Origin of the sequence: uncultured Exiguobacterium sp., assembly GCF_964277885.1 — a bacterium.
GTDB lineage: Bacteria > Bacillota > Bacilli > Exiguobacteriales > Exiguobacteriaceae > Exiguobacterium_A.
Map to the genome: position 1 here is coordinate 206,561 of NZ_CAXYJR010000002.1, position 16,649 is coordinate 223,209.

16 protein-coding genes are annotated in these 16,649 nt (G+C 47.1%); 11 read left to right on the forward strand and 5 right to left on the reverse strand.

Annotated elements, in window-relative coordinates:
• Nucleotides 1-142: 142 nt before the first annotated feature.
• Nucleotides 143-1,282, reverse strand: a complete 1,140-nt coding sequence (locus ACHWTJ_RS01250; RefSeq protein ID WP_294743727.1) for an amidohydrolase — start codon at nt 1,280-1,282, stop codon at nt 143-145.
• Nucleotides 1,283-1,300: 18 nt separating this feature from the next.
• A complete protein-coding gene (locus ACHWTJ_RS01255; RefSeq protein WP_214861216.1) occupies nt 1,301-2,209 on the reverse strand; it encodes a TIGR01777 family oxidoreductase in 909 nt (302 codons plus the stop codon).
• A gap of 133 nt (nt 2,210-2,342) precedes the next feature.
• On the opposite strand from ACHWTJ_RS01255, the gene ACHWTJ_RS01260 reads away from it, so the two are divergent.
• From ACHWTJ_RS01260 to ACHWTJ_RS01280, 5 genes are all read left to right on the forward strand, one after another.
• Entirely contained in the window at nt 2,343-3,158 is an 816-nt protein-coding gene (locus ACHWTJ_RS01260) for a RecX family transcriptional regulator (RefSeq protein WP_394678972.1), read from the forward strand.
• Nucleotides 3,159-3,479: 321 nt separating this feature from the next.
• Nucleotides 3,480-5,207, forward strand: a complete 1,728-nt coding sequence (locus ACHWTJ_RS01265) for an ABC transporter ATP-binding protein (protein WP_394678973.1) — start codon at nt 3,480-3,482, stop codon at nt 5,205-5,207.
• Between the two features lie 14 nt (nt 5,208-5,221).
• A complete protein-coding gene (locus ACHWTJ_RS01270; protein WP_294751209.1) occupies nt 5,222-7,282 on the forward strand; it encodes an ABC transporter ATP-binding protein in 2,061 nt (686 codons plus the stop codon).
• 60 nt (nt 7,283-7,342) lie between these two features.
• The gene (locus tag ACHWTJ_RS01275; protein WP_023467306.1) at nt 7,343-7,663 is read left to right on the forward strand and encodes a DUF1811 family protein; all 321 of its coding nucleotides are present in this window, start codon (nt 7,343-7,345) and stop codon (nt 7,661-7,663) included.
• Entirely contained in the window at nt 7,660-7,932 is a 273-nt protein-coding gene (locus ACHWTJ_RS01280; RefSeq protein WP_023467307.1) for a YfhJ family protein, read from the forward strand. Before ACHWTJ_RS01275 ends, ACHWTJ_RS01280 begins: the two co-directional genes overlap by 4 nt.
• A 45-nt stretch (nt 7,933-7,977) precedes the next feature.
• On the opposite strand, the gene ACHWTJ_RS01285 is transcribed toward ACHWTJ_RS01280, so the two are convergent.
• Nucleotides 7,978-8,961 (reverse strand): metal-dependent hydrolase, encoded by a 984-nt coding sequence (locus tag ACHWTJ_RS01285; protein ID WP_394678974.1) that lies wholly within the window; start codon nt 8,959-8,961, stop codon nt 7,978-7,980.
• Between the two features lie 103 nt (nt 8,962-9,064).
• Here ACHWTJ_RS01285 and mutY point away from each other — a divergent pair, with 103 nt between their 5' ends.
• The 4 genes from mutY (at nt 9,065) to ACHWTJ_RS01305 (ending at nt 12,989) form a co-directional block, all read left to right on the forward strand.
• On the forward strand, nt 9,065-10,081 hold the full coding sequence (gene mutY / locus ACHWTJ_RS01290; RefSeq protein ID WP_294744490.1) for an A/G-specific adenine glycosylase: 1,017 nt from the start codon (nt 9,065-9,067) through the stop codon (nt 10,079-10,081).
• Nucleotides 10,081-10,506, forward strand: a complete 426-nt coding sequence (locus ACHWTJ_RS01295; protein WP_294743742.1) for a hypothetical protein — start codon at nt 10,081-10,083, stop codon at nt 10,504-10,506. Before mutY ends, ACHWTJ_RS01295 begins: the two co-directional genes overlap by 1 nt.
• A 116-nt stretch (nt 10,507-10,622) precedes the next feature.
• Nucleotides 10,623-11,165, forward strand: coding sequence for a DUF402 domain-containing protein (locus ACHWTJ_RS01300; RefSeq protein ID WP_023467311.1), 543 nt, complete (start codon nt 10,623-10,625; stop codon nt 11,163-11,165).
• 90 nt (nt 11,166-11,255) lie between these two features.
• Nucleotides 11,256-12,989, forward strand: coding sequence for an ABC transporter ATP-binding protein (locus tag ACHWTJ_RS01305; protein WP_214725381.1), 1,734 nt, complete (start codon nt 11,256-11,258; stop codon nt 12,987-12,989).
• Nucleotides 12,990-13,038: 49 nt separating this feature from the next.
• Here the strand turns inward: ACHWTJ_RS01305 and ACHWTJ_RS01310 are convergent, their stop codons facing one another.
• Complete coding sequence (locus ACHWTJ_RS01310; RefSeq protein WP_294743745.1) at nt 13,039-14,337, reverse strand: glutamate-1-semialdehyde 2,1-aminomutase; 1,299 nt, start codon at nt 14,335-14,337, stop codon at nt 13,039-13,041.
• A 175-nt stretch (nt 14,338-14,512) separates the two neighbouring features.
• Between ACHWTJ_RS01310 and perR the strand changes: the two genes are divergently transcribed.
• Nucleotides 14,513-14,935 (forward strand): peroxide-responsive transcriptional repressor PerR, encoded by a 423-nt coding sequence (gene perR, locus ACHWTJ_RS01315; protein WP_369792039.1) that lies wholly within the window; start codon nt 14,513-14,515, stop codon nt 14,933-14,935.
• 14 nt (nt 14,936-14,949) lie between these two features.
• On the opposite strand, the gene ACHWTJ_RS01320 is transcribed toward perR, so the two are convergent.
• Entirely contained in the window at nt 14,950-15,312 is a 363-nt protein-coding gene (locus ACHWTJ_RS01320; RefSeq protein WP_294743746.1) for a DUF2614 family zinc ribbon-containing protein, read from the reverse strand.
• A 114-nt stretch (nt 15,313-15,426) separates the two neighbouring features.
• On the opposite strand from ACHWTJ_RS01320, the gene ACHWTJ_RS01325 reads away from it, so the two are divergent.
• A complete protein-coding gene (locus ACHWTJ_RS01325) occupies nt 15,427-16,296 on the forward strand; it encodes a nucleotidyltransferase-like protein (RefSeq protein ID WP_035398755.1) in 870 nt (289 codons plus the stop codon).
• Nucleotides 16,297-16,649 lie beyond the last annotated feature (353 nt).

The following is a 16,649-nucleotide window of genomic DNA, read 5'->3' on the forward strand; positions in this document are numbered from 1 at the left end:
AGTTGTCGGATAAGATAATATTACCTTCTTTTTTTAAAATTGCAAGAAAATAATTTTTGTGAAAAAAGATACAAAAACAAGATGTTTTCCGTAAGCGTCTAAAACCCCCGAAAGGTGCAAAAAACACCTAGCGGGGGTGAGATTAAGTCAAGTTCAGTTGAGCGTGTTCAAAAATGATTTTCCCGTCGATCATCGTCATGAGCGGCTTCGCTAAATAGTCGAGTGGGAAGTGACTCCACAGGACGAGATCCGCATCTTTTCCGATCTCGATCGATCCGACCCGATCGTCTACACCGAGCGAACGGGCTGGGTGAATCGTGATCGCGCGTAAGGCAACATCGACCGGTAGACCTTCTCGTGCGGCAAGACCAGCACAGAGGTTCAAGTACTGGACAGGCGTGTATGGATGATCGGTCGTAATCGAGATTTCAAGACCATGTTCGTGAAGAATCCGGTACGTTTCCCATGTCTTATTCTTCAGTTCGATTTTAGACTTTCGCGTAAAGGTTGGTCCGACCGTCACTTTTTCGATCGGTAATTGTTCCATCTCTTTTGCGACGAGATGACCTTCCGTACAATGTTCGATGCGTAAATCAAGATCAAACTCTTCCGCGAAACGAATGGCGGAAAGGATATCATCTGCTCGATGTGCGTGTACACGAAGCGGCATCTTGTGATCGAGGACCCGTTTGATCATTTGGTGGGCGAAGGTTTCAGAAACCGGTTGCGTCCGAACTTCAAGAAAGGCTTCGCGCAACATCCCCATGATGCCCATCCGTGTCAGTTCACCAGCACGACCAGCACTATGGACACGCTTCGGGTTTTCACCGAGTGCCACCTTCAGACCCGCATACTTTCGAAGAATCATATCATCGATGAACCGTCCGTATGTCTTGATGACACTCGTGACGCCGCCGATGATGTTCATGCTGCCTGGCATGACTTGAACGGTCGTGATACCATGTTGAACAGCTTCCTTAAAGCCTTCATCAAGCGGATAGACGCCATCAATGGCACGCAGATGAGGGGTCATCGCGAAAATCGTTTCATTCGCATCGTTTCCGACGGTTCCCGTACCTTCGTCATATAATCCGAGATGTGTATGGGCATCGATGAAACCAGGCAATAAAAAGTGACCTTCTGCTTCAATGACTTGATCGCTTTCTAAATGATCCAGTAATTCACCGACTTCAATGATTTTCCCATCACGAATGCGGATGTCCCCGTAAAAACTGTCCGAAGTAATCGGATAGATATGTGCATTTCGAATTAAGATATCCAAGTATCGTCCACCCCTGTACTAGTTTGAATGCTCGATTGCTCGTAGCGCATCCTTTAGTTCAGCATACCGAAACTTGTATCCGTTTTCGAGCGCTTTTTTCGGAACGACACGAGCTCCTTCTAGTACAATCGTACTCTTTTCACCGAGTGCGAGTTCTAACGCGAAGCGTGGCGCCGGGAGCCAGTGTGGGCGATGTAAGACTTTTCCGATCGTCTGTCCGAAACGCCGCATCGTCTCCGGATGAGGAGCAGTGATGTTCAGCGGTCCTTCGACTGTCGGGGTCTCAAGTGCGAATAGGAATAAATCGACTAAATCATCGATGTGGACCCAGGAGACCCACTGTTTTCCGTCGCCCATCGTTCCACCACCAAACAAGACATAGGGCAGGCGCATTAATGGGTAAGCGCCACCGGCTTTCGTTAGGACGACACCGATTCGTGGATGGACGAGTCGAATGCCAGCGTCAGCAATCGGACGGGCAAGGTCTTCCCACGCGACACAGACATGACTTAAGAAGTCAGCGGTCGGTGGAAGTGGTTGATCTTCGGAGAATGTTTGATGCCGATCTTGTCCGTAAATGCCAACCGCAGAAGCAGACAATACGACATTTGGCTTTTGATCGAGTGCTTCAACGATCCGAACGAGCTCCTTCGTCGTGCTGACGCGACTGTCGAGAATGACGCGTTTACGTTCATCCGTCCAACGTCCGTCGTTGATCGAAGCACCAGCCAGATGAATGAAGGCATCAACGCCCTCTAAGTGCTGTTCAGGTTTTGCGTCTTCAGTCATCCACTTGATATATGTGACATGCGCATCATTCGCTTTCGGATGACGCGTTAAGATAAAGATGTGATGTCCTTGCTCTAGCAAACGCTTCGTCAAGGCTTGACCAATCATACCGGTTCCACCGGTAATCGCAATGTTCATGTAATCCATCCTCCCTGAGATAAGTAAAAGTAGCTTCTTTCCATTTGTTCCCGTTCCATGGTTTCACTCAAACATAGACCTGCCTGTTCATGATATCGTAGAACTACCGAATCAGGTTAGGGGAGGGAACGACATGAAGATCAAACGAATCTCGACGCAGAAAAAGAACAGCGAACGATTCAATATCTATGTTGAGCGTGATGGTAAAGAGGAATATGCCTTTGCCGTAGACGTTGATATCTTAATTAAATACAATCTGCAACGCGATAAGGAACTCGATGACGACTTCGTCAAGGAAGTGTTGACGGCTGAAGAACAGCAAAAAGCGTATCGTCTCTCGTTAAATCATCTATCGTACCGCATGCGGGCGACGAGTGAAGTCGTCGCCTATTTAACAGAGAAAGAGACACCGGAGCATGCGATCAAACATGCGATCGAGCGCTTGACAGAGCAACGCTATCTGGATGATCAACAGTTCGCACTTGCTTATACGGCAACGAAAAAAGCGACGACACCACAAGGACCTGGACGGATTCGCCGCGACCTTGAGGCATTGAAGATATCGAAGACAGCGATTGATGAAGCGATCGTGACGTTTACGGATGAAGAAGAATACGAAAAAGTCCTGAAGTTTTTGCGGCAAAAGCAAAAAGAGCTGCAACGGCGTTCCGTGCGGGAACTGACGCAAAAGCTACAGATGACACTCATGCAACGCGGTTTCTCGTCCGACTTGATCAAGGCGGGTATCGAAGAGGTGTTCCGAGCTGAAGAAGGGGACGAAGAAGAACAAGCGGCCCTTTATCAAGCACGCAAGTATTATCCAAAATACCGGCAACTTGAACCGTTCGAACGCGAACAGAAAGTGAAGCAAGCGCTCGTCCGAAAAGGATTTCCATACGGTCTAGCGGCTCAAGTCCTCGAACAAGTCAAAGAAGAAGAGGCAGAATAATAAAAGCAAGACGAAAAATTGACAATTATCCGACAATTGTGCTATTCTACGCACAGACTAAGAAAAGGAGGAACCGTCTTATGAAAAAGCCAATTGGTTTCACTCATATCCAACAGCTGAATACGACGGAGACTCTTGAGCACGTATAAGTAATTCATTTCATGTGCGAGCAAGGGGATTCGTCTCCCGAGCGCGCAGACGAACAAGAATGGATCATGCCCATTTCAAGGCATACTGATTCTCGGACTGCATCCGGAAATCCGTATGCCTTTTTGCGTGCTCGGAAAAAGTACTTCATTTTACAGTAAAGGGGGGACCCTCATGCGTTTATTTAAGCAATTGAGTTGGTTTCTTAAAGAACACAAATCATCGTACCTCGTAGCAGTCGTCTTGTTGATCATCACCGGCTTCATCGATTTAACGCCACCGTGGCTGATTGGTAAGGTCATCGACGGTTTACGATCAGGATCGATGGACCGGACGACACTTTTGCAGTATGTCGGCGGATTAACGGTCATCTCCATTGTGTCCTTCATTTTGACGTATCAATGGTTAGCGAAATTATTTGGAACGGCCTTTTTATTAGAACGGACGCTGCGGAGCCGCTTCTTTACGCACTTATTAAAACTGACGCCGACATTCTATCAAAAGAATCGGACGGGAGACTTGATGGCGCTCGCGACGAACGATTTAAAGGCGGTCGAGCGGACAGCCGGATTTGGTGTCTTGACGCTCGTCGATTCGCTGAACATGACAGCGATCACGCTTGTCGTCATGGGTGTCGCGATCGATTGGAAGCTGACGCTTGCTGCCTTGTTACCGATGCCGCTTCTCGCCTACGCGATGAATAAGCTCGGAAGTCAAATTCACGGGCGTTTCATCACTGCCCAGGATTCATTCGGAACGATGAATGACCAGGTCGTCGAGTCGATTTCCGGACTGCGTGTCATCCGTTCGTTCGTACAAGAACCAGTCGATGTCAAACGGTTCGACGATGTCACGACGGATGTTTTTGAGAAAAATATGCACGTCGCAAAAATCGATGTCTTATTTGAACCGATCATCAAGCTGCTCGTCGGCTTCAGTTACTTGATCGGCTTATCGTTCGGGACATATCTCGTCTTTACGAACGACATCACGCTCGGACAATTAGTCGCCTTTAACATCTATCTCGGGATGCTGATCTGGCCGATGTATGCATTTGGTGAATTGATCAATGTCATCCAGCGCGGAACAGCAAGTCTTGACCGCTTAGAGGCAACGATGCGTGTCAAACCGTTGATTGCTTCGACACCACGGGAACACGTCGATCGCCCTGAACGGATCGAGATGATGGGTTTGACGTTTACGTATCCAGAGACAGCGCATCCGGTATTACGAGATTTGAATATGACGATCGAACAAGGATCAACGATCGGGATCGTCGGACCAACCGGATCCGGGAAAACGACGTTCTTGCGTCAATTCTTACGTGAGTATCCAATCGGACGGGACATGTTGACAGTCAACGGCATACCGTATGAAGATGTTGCGCTAGAGACGGTTCGCGGTTGGACGGGTTACGTCTCACAAGAACATTTACTGTTCTCAAAATCCGTCCGGGACAATATTCTATTCGGTGCAGGTGAAGCGACAGAAGAAGAATTGCAGGAAGCGATTCGTCTCGCATCATTCGAAAAAGATATCGAAACGCTGGAACAAGGACTTGAGACGATGGTTGGTGAACGTGGCGTCACGTTGTCGGGAGGACAAAAGCAACGTCTGTCAATCGCGCGGGCGATGTTAAAAAAACCAGAGTTGCTGTTGCTGGATGATTCATTATCAGCGGTAGATGCGAAAACGGAATCACATATCATTGATTCAATTCGATCGAATCGCCACCAATCCACGACATTAATTGTTGCCCATCGATTATCGGCAGTGGCACATGCGGATGAAATCATCGTCTTACAAGACGGAATGATTTCTGAACGAGGAACACATGACAGCCTGATGGCACAAAATGGCTGGTACGCTCAACAATTTGAGCGACAAAGTGAAGAGATGTAAGGAGGTGCCTTTGCATGAATGAATTGGAATTATATCAACTCGATCCGGCACGTCGTAAGACGACGATCCGTTCGTTGATCCGCTATGCGATGCATGAGAAACAAGCGATCTTCTTAGGATTGTTTCTACTCGTACTGGCAGTCGGTGCGGAATTGACAGGTCCGTATATCGCCAAAGTCATCATCGATGAACATATCGTAGCGATTGAAAAGGACTGGGTCGAAGTTAAAACAGACGGTGCGGTCACGTATGACGGTCGTCAGTTCGCCAAAGCACAGGATGTCTCGAAAAGTCAGATCGTTCAATCCGTCTCAATCGTCCAAACGACCAACGGCTACTTTTTCGTACCAAAACAAGTCGTCAGTGGGGGAGAGCGGAAAGTCAGTGGAAATACGATGACGGTCACGCGTGGAGACAATGTGTACACGTATGATAATATTCAAAAACTGACACAAGGACAGGTCTATGATTTTTATTCAAAGGACTTAAAAGCAATCGGCTGGTTGTCCTTGATCTATGTTCTTTTGCTACTTGCAGCAGCTGGTTTGAACTGGATTCAGCAAATTTTGCTCCAGCGATCTGCTCATAAAATCATCAAACGGATGCGGCTTGATGTCTTTACGCATCTGCAACGATTACCGGTCCGTTATTTCGACCAGACACCGATCGGAAAAATCGTCAGTCGCGTCACGAATGATACGGAAACGATTCGCGATTTATATCTCGGTGTGCTCGCTCGAGTCTTCTCAGGAATCATCACGATGGCAGGGATTCTCGTCGCGATGTTCTTCCTCGATTATCGCTTAGGATTAGTCTCACTAATCATCATTCCGATCGTCTATTTCTGGATTCAGCTGTTCCAGAAACTCGCGACGAAGAATAACTTCAAGGTCCGCTCCCTCGTTGCCGACATGAATGGTCAACTGAATGAGAACATCCAGACGATGCCGATCATTCAGGCTTATGCACGTGAGAAGGAAGTCCTTGCCGAATTCGAACAAAAGAACGAAGAGAACTATCAGACACGGGCAAAGTTGTTACGACTTGATGCCCTGATGTCACACAACTTATCCTACTTTTTGAAAAACTTAACGCTCGCCTTGTTGATTTGGGTCGTCGGTGGGAAAAGCCTGACGAACGGCTCGTTTTTATCGCTCGGGATCTTATATGCGTATATCGATTACGTGTCCCGTTTATTCGAACCCGTCACCCAAATCATGAATCAGCTGTCACCGCTACAACAAGCACTCGTGTCAGCGGACCGAATGTTCCAGTTGCTCGACGAAAAGGGAGAGCCGGTTGAACAAGGTCGCGTTGCTCGGTTTAAAGGAGCGGTGTCCTTTAAGGACGTCGAATTCAGTTACGAAGCGGGAAATCCCGTATTACGTGAGATTCAAATCGATGCTCGTCCTGGCGCGACGATTGCCCTCGTCGGTCACACGGGTAGCGGGAAAAGTTCAATCATGAATTTATTGATGCGTTTTTATGATCCGTCAAAAGGACAGTTGTTGATTGACGGACAGGACGTGACGACTTTACCGAAACAAGCGGTCCGTGAGCATATGGGCATCGTCCTACAGGATCCGTTCCTCTTCACAGGAACGATTCGCTCGAACATCACACTCGGCAATCCTGACATTTCCGAAGAACGTGTTCGCCAAGCGATCGAAGCTGTCGGTGCGGATCGGTTCATTGATCGTTTACCGAACGGGCTCGATGAACCAGTCATCGAAAAAGGTGCCACGTTATCAGCGGGGGAACGACAGTTGATCAGTTTTGCCCGGGCGTTAGCGTTTGACCCTGCGATCCTAGTTCTTGACGAAGCGACAGCGAGCGTTGACTCGGAAACGGAAGCGGTCATACAAGATGCCTTGTTAACGTTAACGAAAGGACGAACGACGTTCATCATCGCCCACCGCTTATCGACGATCAAGGATGCGGATGAGATTCTTGTTCTCGATCATGGTCGTATCGTCGAGCGAGGATCCCATGATGTGCTCCTTGCAACGTCCGGGATTTATGCGAAAATGTATGCGTTACAAAGTAAACGGAATCTTGAATTGAAATCAAGCTAATCCATCCAGTTTCTCCTCCTTTTCGTTTATACTGAAAAACGAAGAGGGGGAGTTTTTGTAATGGAGACACGGATGAGTCAATTATCGAAATACGAGCTTGAGATGTTGATCACGAAATTAAGTGAACAAAAACGAAAAGCGGAGCAGCACGGGAACGTCAGTGAAGTGGAAGTCGTGACGCGAAAAATCGCCATTGCGAAAAGTTATTTGATCGATCCGGCACGATTCGAACGGGGAGCCTTTTACCGAATCGAAGGAGAAGAGGCACGATTTGAGTTACACTTCGTCAATGGCGTCATGGGCTGGGGACATTTTGAAGGAACCGCTCAGGAAGTTGCGATTCCACTCGCGTTATTCACAGGAGAGGGAGAACAGACATGACGAATCGAGAACAAGCCCTTCAGCAACTGGCTGAAGAATTATTGCAAGTGAATGAAGTATTAACCCCGGAAGAAGCACTGACGTGGGTGGAAGTGCTGTGGGAGGATTTCGAAGCGACGCTCGCGCGCGCGGGTGAAAAATATCAAGGTGAAGCCGTCGCGGTTCATTTCGTCGAACAGCAGATTAAACAGCACGGGGCGATGTTACACCGGTTTAATACGACGAACGAAAAATTCAAGCATTTGATGACAGGTCGAAACGTCGAATGAAAAAAGCTCCGCACATCGGGATTTCCGTTGCGCGGAGCTTTGTCTTTATAATGCAGGGATGAACAGTTTTTTCTGCAAGGTTCGTTCGCTAAATACCCAACCCGTATAGGAGCTGACGATTTCTTGTGTGGCAGCGTCGATTCTGACGACGGCAACGAATGGGTAGACTTCCTTCGTGAAGTAACGCAAATTGGTAAAGCGGTATTCGACAATGCCATCCTTTCGTGAGACCGTATACGTATGAATCTTCGAGAACTCAAGAAACGCTTGTAAGTCCGCGTTTTGCTTGACGATTTCGTACAAGTCGTCACCGTGGGGTTCGTCCTTGATCCGGAAGTTACCGCATTCGACGACGGTTCCACTGTTGATCTTAACGACGGAATACTCATCGCGTAAACGTGCCGCGACATGCCACTCATCCCATTTCATGCCAGGTGAGATGAAAAGCTTGTGCGCACCGCGATAATAGCGTGCTGCGGTCGCGAGAGCATCGTTTCGTAACTTGAATTGAACAGCGTAGTAGATGATGACGATGGCGATTAAAATCGGGAAGATGACGATCGTCGCTCTCGTTAGTAGCCAAATCCCGAACGCGGCATAATACATCGTGAACAGATATGGATCAAATGTATTGATGACACCCCAACCGATCCAGGATTTTTTGAACGGGTGTAAGGCTTGTGTACCGTAAGCGTTAAACAGATCGACAAAGACATGAAGAGCGACAGCGATCTGCGCCATCAGCCATAATGAAGTCGGAGGTACACCGAATAATGTGCCGATGACGATTGAAAGTAATAACGGCCAGGCGAGCAAGGCAATCAACCCATGTGATTTTCCACGGTGTTGACGTAAGTAGGCGCTGTTTCCTTTAAACTTAAAGACAGTATCGAAGTCCGGGGCGTGTGAGCCGACGAGCGCCGTCGTCGTCACGGCAGCAAACATCGTCGTGCTCGCTGCGACGTCAGGGTGTAGCGTCGAGATGGCGGCGAGACAAAGTCCCATGCCAATATGCGTACCAGTATCCAATGCCAATTCGCTCCTTCTATAAAATCGTGATGGTGAATCCATCGTGGTTCTGCCGAGTAATTTTTAATAAATATATCGTATCCAAGAGAAAAGAGGTAACCTTTTGACTGTCGTTCAAGAATATTTCACAAACTTTAATAAAACACAATTTACCACAGAACTGATTGCCTGGTTCCTTCGTGAACAGCGAGATCTCCCGTGGCGAAGAACTAAAAACCCATACCATATCTGGATTAGTGAAATCATGCTTCAACAAACACGCGTCGATACAGTCATTCCGTATTATGAACGCTTCACGAAACGTTTTCCGACACCGCATGATTTAGCAGAAGCGGATCAAAGTGAAGTCCTGAAGCACTGGGAGGGCTTAGGGTACTATTCCCGTGTCAAGAATCTTCAAATCGCAGTTCAGGAAGTTGTTGAAAAATATGATGGAATCGTTCCGGACGAAAAGGAATTGTTCAGTCAGCTGAAGGGCGTTGGTCCATACACGACAGGAGCGGTTCTATCGATTGCTTATGGACAAGCAGAACCAGCAGTAGACGGAAACGTGATGCGCGTCCTCTCGCGTGTGCTTGGAATTTATGAAGATATCGCTGCACCGAAGACACGGAAATTGTTTGAAGCGGCGGTACATCAATTAATTGATCCAGCTGATCCGTCCAGTTTCAATCAAGGCTTGATGGAACTCGGTGCGATGGTCTGTACGCCGAAGTCTCCGATGTGTGGACTTTGTCCTGTTCAAGACGTTTGTTTCGCATATGATCGAAATGCACAGGAAGAATTGCCTGTGAAGACGAAGAAAGGGAAGACGCAAATTATTCCGTATGATGCTCTCGTTTATGAAGCAGACGGAAAAATCGCAATCGAACAACGCGCAGAAACGGGTTTGCTCGCAGGAATGTGGCAATACCCACTTCGAGAAGCAGAAGAAGATCGTAATGGGACGCTTGTCGGGCACGTCCGACATATCTTCTCGCACCGGATTTGGGAAATTGCCGTCTATCGCGTGACGGAACAGCCGGACCAGACAGTGCTTGTCGATCAGGAAACGTATGCGACGCATCCAGTATCTGTTGCGCAAATGAAGATTGATCGACTATTAAAGGGGGAGATCTAATGCATACTTTTCGTTTTGAGACACGTGTCGATACATCAAAGGAGCAAGCGTGGGATTTTTTAAGTGACGCCAAGGCCTTAAGCCGATTGACGGTATTTCCACAAGTGAAGACGTCAGGCGATACGCGGACACGCGCAGGGAATATGATTCGTCTGCGCGTTGGTTTTCCTCCACTATTTGTCTCATGGACGTCTTGGATTCCTTTCGTAGAAGAATATGTCTTCGTCGATGTCGGTACAAAAGTGCCGTATCCATTCCGGGCATGGTGCCATGTGCACCGAGTCGAAGAACGTGAATCTGGCGTCTATTTCGTGGATGAAGTGACATACGCATCCTTCTTACCCGCCTTCGTCATTGAAGCATTCATCTTGAAACCGATGTTCAAACAACGAAAAAATGCGATTTTGAATCACTTTCAAGCCTAAATTCCGTCATTTTTCTGAAAAAATACCCTTTCGTTTTTCATGCGTTCTGAAAATGGGTATAATAAGCACGAGAGTATAACAGAATGGAAGAATAACGCTTTAGAAAGGAGTAGCACATGAGTCGATTCCCAAAAGAAAGTAGCAAGATTGAGATTCAAAGTTTCAAACATAACGGGAGCTTACACAGAGTTTGGGAAGAAACGCTCGTGCTGAAATCGACGGAAGAAGAATTGATTGGGTTCAATGATCGCATCATGGTCAGTGAATCGGATGGTCGTCAGTGGCGAACACGAGAGCCTGCAATCTGTTACTTTTCAACAGAACTCTGGTTCAATGTCATTTGTATGATTCGGGAGGACGGCATTTATTATTACTGCAATCTTGGATCACCTTCTACGTTCGATGAGAAAGATCGAGCAGTCAAGTACATTGATTACGATTTAGATATTAAAGTGTATCCGGACATGTCCTACATGATCCTCGATGAGGACGAGTATGAGAAGCATCGCCGCGAGATGAACTATCCTAAGGCGATTGATCGTATTTTGAAAGACAATGTCCAAATCCTGATTCAGTGGATTCGGAGTCGCAAGGGTCCATTTAACCCGGCTTTCGTGGATATGTGGTATCGTGAATATGAAACAAGATATCGGAGATGATGGTTCGCCATCGTCTTTTTTTAATTGAAGGAAGTGAAACACGTGGCAACACAAGTAAAACGTAAGAAACAAGGCTCGATCCGCCGCTACATGGCGTTCGTCAAGCCGTATCAAAAACAGATTCTCCTGACGGTCTTTGTCGGTATCATCAAGTTCTCGATCCCACTCGGACTTCCGTTGTTGTATAAGTACATCATCGACAATATCCTAACGGGAAACACGATGCCGATGGCGGAAAAAAGTAAACAATTGGCGTATTTGATTGGAGCAGGTGTCTTCATCTTCTTGATCGTCAAACCGCCGCTCGAGTACGTTCGCCAGTACCTCGCGCAATGGTCCGCGTCGAAGATTTTATTTGACGTACGGAATCGATTGTTTGATCATGTTCAGAAATTATCGCTTCGTTTTTATTCGAATACGAAAACCGGAGAAGTCATCTCGCGAATCATTAATGATGTCGAGCAGACGAAAGATTTTGTCGTCACAGGACTAATGAACTTGTGGCTTGATATGATTACGATTTTCATCGCGATCGCGATCATGTGGACGATTGATCCGAAGTTGACGCTCGTCGCGATTATCCCATTACCATTCTATGCTCTCGCCGTTAAGTTCTTTTACGGTCGTTTACGTGGATTGACACGGGAACGTTCGGCAGCGCTTGCGGAACTACAAGGTCATTTGACGGAACGTGTCAACGGCATGGCAGTCATTCGTAGTTTTGCACTCGAACCGCATGAGAACAAGGCGTTCAAACATCAAAATGATGGCTTCTTAAAAGCCGCGCTTCGTCAAACGAACTGGAATGCACGGACGTATGTCGTCGTCTCGACGATTACGGACTTCGCACCGATTCTGATCTTCGGAACGGCAGCCTTCTTCGTCTTGAACGGACAAGTCTCGCTCGGGACGATGGTTGCGTTCATTGGTTATATCGACCGTCTGTATGCGCCGCTCGGTCGTCTCGTCAACTCCTCAACGACGTTGACACAGTCGATCGCTTCAATGGACCGGATGTTCGAGTTTTTAGATGAGCCGTATGACATCACGGAAAAACCGAATGCTCGCGAACCGAAAGATGTCCGCGGAAACGTTCAATTCGAAAACATCAGTTTCGCTTATGAAGAAGGCGGCGAGCTAGCGATCGATCGATTGACGCTTGACGTTCAGGCAGGTGAACGGATTGCTTTCGTCGGGATGTCAGGTGGCGGGAAATCGACGCTCGTCAGTTTGATTCCGCGTTTCTATGATGTATCTGCCGGCCGGATCACGCTTGACGGTGTTGACATTCGTGACTTGAAGTTGCGAGGTCTTCGCGATCAGATCGGGATGGTCATGCAGGAGTCGATCCTCTTCAGTGAGTCGGTCCAGATGAACATCAAGATGGGGAATCCGGAGGCGACGGACGAGGAAGTCATCGCGGCAGCAAAAGCAGCAAATGCCCATGAATTCATCGAACGATTACCAAACGGTTATCATACGCCGGTTGGAGAACGCGGCGTTAAGCTATCGGGTGGTCAAAAACAACGTCTTGCGATTGCGCGGGTCTTCTTGAAAAATCCACCGATTCTGATCTTGGATGAAGCGACGAGTGCGCTTGATTTGGAGAGTGAAGCGATGATTCAAGATTCGTTAGCGCGTCTCGCGAAAGGGCGGACGACATTTACTGTCGCGCACCGTTTATCAACGATCACTGATGCCGATAAGATCGTCGTCATCGAAAATGGTCAAATTACGGAAATCGGAACACACGAAGTCCTCATGCAAAAACGGGGTGCTTACTTTGAACTGTATGCCATTCAAAATCTGGAACTCGTCGAATAACACAAAAGCAGCGACCCTCATGAGGGTCGCTGCTTTTTTAGTGGGAGACTTAGAGTCGAGCAAAGGCACGATCGACTGCTGCGATCGTCTCTGTGATGTCGGCTTCCGTATGTTCCGTCGTCAAGAACCACGCTTCGTATTTCGAAGGGGCAAGGTTGACGCCTTCTTCTAACATCAACTTGAAGAAACGTCCGAACATCTCGCTATCTGCACGTTCTGCACCATCGTAATCGATGACTGTTTCATCCGTGAAGTAGACCGTCATGGCACCTTTTAGACGGTTGATCGTAATCGTGACGTCATGACGTTTTGCTGCTTCTAGCACACCTTGTTCGAGTAAGGCGCCGAGGTGATCAAGTTTTTCATAGACACCAGGCTGCTCAAGTAATTCAAGACAAGCGATACCGGCAGCCATGGATGCCGGGTTACCTGCCATCGTTCCCGCTTGATAAGCCGGACCGAGTGGCGCGACGTGTTCCATGATTTCTTTACGACCACCATAAGCACCGATTGGTAAACCACCACCGATGATTTTGCCGAGTGCCGTCATATCGGGACGGATATCGAGTAACTCTTGTGCACTGCCGTACGTGAAGCGGAAGGCTGTGATGACTTCATCATAGATGACGAGTGCGCCGTGAGCATGCGTGATTTCGTTGACTGCAGCAAGGAATCCAGGTTGCGGTTCGACGATACCGAAGTTTCCGACGATCGGTTCAACGAGTACACAAGCGACTTGATCGCCCCATTGTTCCATGATTTGACGGTACGATTCGATATCATTGAACGGTGTCGTGATGACTTCTTTTGCCGTCGCTTTCGTGACACCAGCTGAATCGGGAGAACCAAGTGTCGCCGGTCCGCTACCTGCTGCAATCAGCATTAGATCCGAGTGACCGTGGTAACAACCACTGAACTTCACGACAAGCTCACGACCTGTATACGCTCGTGCGACACGAATCGTCGTCATGACGGCTTCGGTTCCCGAGTTCGTAAAGCGTACTTTTTCAAGCGATGGGATCGCTTTTTGTAGTTTATGTGCAAAGTCAATTTCTAGACGGTGTGGTGTGCCGTAAAGAAGACCATTTTGGGCAGCATGTGTGATCGCTTCCGTAATGTGAGGGTGACCGTGTCCTGTAATGATCGGACCGTAGGCTGCTAAGTAATCGATATAGCGATTGCCATCGACATCATAAAAGTAAGCACCTTCTCCGCGTTCCATATAGACAGGTGCGCCGCCACCGACGGCTTTGAATGAACGGGATGGGCTGTTGACGCCACCAACGATACACTCTTGTGCGATTTCATATAACGCCTCTGAAGTAGGACGTGTAGTGTGGGTAGACATGAGGATTCCTCCAATCGATAATTCGTGAAAAATATCACGATATGATTGTATCATGGACGTCAAATCCGGTGCAGAGCCGTTGACGGAATGCCTATTTGTAGGTAGACTAATTATAAAGATTACAATCTGATAATCAATGAAAGATAGAAATGAGGGGATGGACGTGGCTAACGAAATGCTGGATGACGCCGTGAAGTCACTTCGGGAATCAGGCGTTCGAATGACACCACAACGTCACGCGATTTTGGAATATTTAACGACGGGACACACGCATCCGACAGCGGATGAGATTTACCGTGCACTTGAACATCGTTTTCCAAACATGAGTGTGGCGACTGTATATAATAACTTACGCGTGTTCCGAGAAAAGGGAATCGTTGAGGAAATGAATTACGGAGACGCTTCAAGTCGCTTCGATTTCGTTACGACACGCCATTACCACATGATTTGCGAGAATTGTGGAAAGATTGTGGATTTCAACTATCCTGTGCTCGATGATGTCGAAACGGTTGCGGCGCACTTAACGGGCTTTAAAGTCGATCGTCATCGATTAGAAGTGTACGGAACTTGTCCGGACTGTCAATCGAATGTCCAATAAAAAAACGAGCTGCCTTAGCGGGGAGCTCGTTTATTGTGTTTATTATATTTTTCATCGAATTCTTTTCCTTCAAGAGATGGGTCCATCGTTAGTGGTTCATCGCAATGCATACATAAGTCGACGCGACCAAGGACTTTTGTTTCTTTTCCACAGTTCGGACAAGTGACGACAGCTGCCTTCGTTGATGTCAGACCAATCAAGAAATAGAGTGCCGTACTGGCGAGAACCATGATGAAACCGAGAAGCATGAGTAAGACCATGATGATTTCAAATTGTTTGAGTAATAGACCGCCATACATGACGAGCATTCCACCGAAGACAAGAAACATTGCTAAGTTTCGTGCGCGGTTTATTTTATTTTTACGTTGTTTTTTCAAGTGAATTCCCCCTGTTGTCAGTCTAGCATAAGAAGTGGGATTGCCTGAAGAAGGAAAGCTTGTTTTTTTGTCGAAAATGGTAACGACGAGTTCGTATAGAAGGGTGAGAAGTACATGGAACAAGCAACACGAACGATTTATTCGGAGTACGCGGCTTATCGCGAAACACAAGGGATCATTGCTGTTGAGAAACGGCAACCACGGGATTCCCTGACGGATCAATTTGATACACTTCTTGTCGTCATCACGAGAGACCCAGAAGTCGAGTGGACGATTAAACATTATCGACTGAATACACTAAAGGTGTCGTTACACCTCGTACATGAAGATGTGTTATCACGCTGGATTTTGTTAAATGCGAATCGACGCGCGATCCACTGGATTGCAGAAGGAACGATCGTTTTTGAACGAAATGATTACTTAGTTGATTTAAAACGGCAGCTATTAAACTTTCCTGATGAGGAAAGATGTTTACAGATGACGATTTCGTTCGCTAAACTTTTGCGTCGTTTCCAAGACGGAAGGAACTTGTTCAGTCGCGGACATCATTATGATGCCTATACACACGTCCATCATGCATTGCATCATCTCGCGCGATTATCTGTTCTGGAAAAAGGAAAGCATCCCGAGACAGTCGTATGGGAACAAGCGCGACTCGATGATCCGGATGTCTATAAACTGTATGAACAATTATTGATGAGTGAAGAGACTTTAGATCAACGTATTCACCTTGCCTTGATTGGACTTGAGCATCTTCTGCAGTCGAAGGTCTTATCGGGAGGACGTTATTTATTTGAAATCATGCGTGAGCGGACGAGTCCTTGGACGATGTATGAATTGATGGAAGAAGAGCGACTGCAAGAAGTCAAAGTGGATTTAAGTAGTCTGATTGACTTCTTCATGCGAAAAGGTCTGATCAGGATTTCGTATCAAACAACTAAGGGAGCAGGGGTCGAACTCGTAACGTATGAGCCGGTCGTATGACGATCGGCTTTATTTTTTTTATGTGTTGTTTTCGCTATATAGAAGGAAAAAGATTTTAAAAGTTTTTTTAGAAAAACTATTGACGGTATTATATCGAGATAGTATATTAATACATGTCGACAGGGCAACACGCACTGGATGGTGACGAGAAAGAAAAAAGATTTCGAAAAGGGATTGACGCTTAAGTTATTCCGTGATATCTTATTAAAGTCGCTGAAAACGACATGACGAACTTTGAAAACTGAACGATGAGGCAAAAATCGTATTCTACGGAATACAAACATGAATGAAGCGCAAGCTTCGTCAATCGTGACTTCGGTCACACAACGAGCAAGTCAAACACTTTATGGAGA

What these genes read in the sequence shown, in the direction of transcription:
- ACHWTJ_RS01255 (WP_214861216.1), bottom strand. Translation starts at nt 2,209, where the DNA reads ATGAACATTGCGATTACCGGTGGAACCGGTATGATTGGTCAAGCCTTG.
- ACHWTJ_RS01260 (WP_394678972.1), top strand. Translation starts at nt 2,343, where the DNA reads ATGAAGATCAAACGAATCTCGACGCAGAAAAAGAACAGCGAACGATTC.
- ACHWTJ_RS01265 (WP_394678973.1), top strand. Translation starts at nt 3,480, where the DNA reads ATGCGTTTATTTAAGCAATTGAGTTGGTTTCTTAAAGAACACAAATCA.
- ACHWTJ_RS01270 (WP_294751209.1), top strand. Translation starts at nt 5,222, where the DNA reads ATGAATGAATTGGAATTATATCAACTCGATCCGGCACGTCGTAAGACG.
- ACHWTJ_RS01275 (WP_023467306.1), top strand. Translation starts at nt 7,343, where the DNA reads ATGGAGACACGGATGAGTCAATTATCGAAATACGAGCTTGAGATGTTG.
- ACHWTJ_RS01280 (WP_023467307.1), top strand. Translation starts at nt 7,660, where the DNA reads ATGACGAATCGAGAACAAGCCCTTCAGCAACTGGCTGAAGAATTATTG.
- ACHWTJ_RS01295 (WP_294743742.1), top strand. Translation starts at nt 10,081, where the DNA reads ATGCATACTTTTCGTTTTGAGACACGTGTCGATACATCAAAGGAGCAA.
- ACHWTJ_RS01300 (WP_023467311.1), top strand. Translation starts at nt 10,623, where the DNA reads ATGAGTCGATTCCCAAAAGAAAGTAGCAAGATTGAGATTCAAAGTTTC.
- ACHWTJ_RS01305 (WP_214725381.1), top strand. Translation starts at nt 11,256, where the DNA reads ATGGCGTTCGTCAAGCCGTATCAAAAACAGATTCTCCTGACGGTCTTT.
- ACHWTJ_RS01310 (WP_294743745.1), bottom strand. Translation starts at nt 14,337, where the DNA reads ATGTCTACCCACACTACACGTCCTACTTCAGAGGCGTTATATGAAATC.
- perR (WP_369792039.1), top strand. Translation starts at nt 14,513, where the DNA reads ATGCTGGATGACGCCGTGAAGTCACTTCGGGAATCAGGCGTTCGAATG.
- ACHWTJ_RS01325 (WP_035398755.1), top strand. Translation starts at nt 15,427, where the DNA reads ATGGAACAAGCAACACGAACGATTTATTCGGAGTACGCGGCTTATCGC.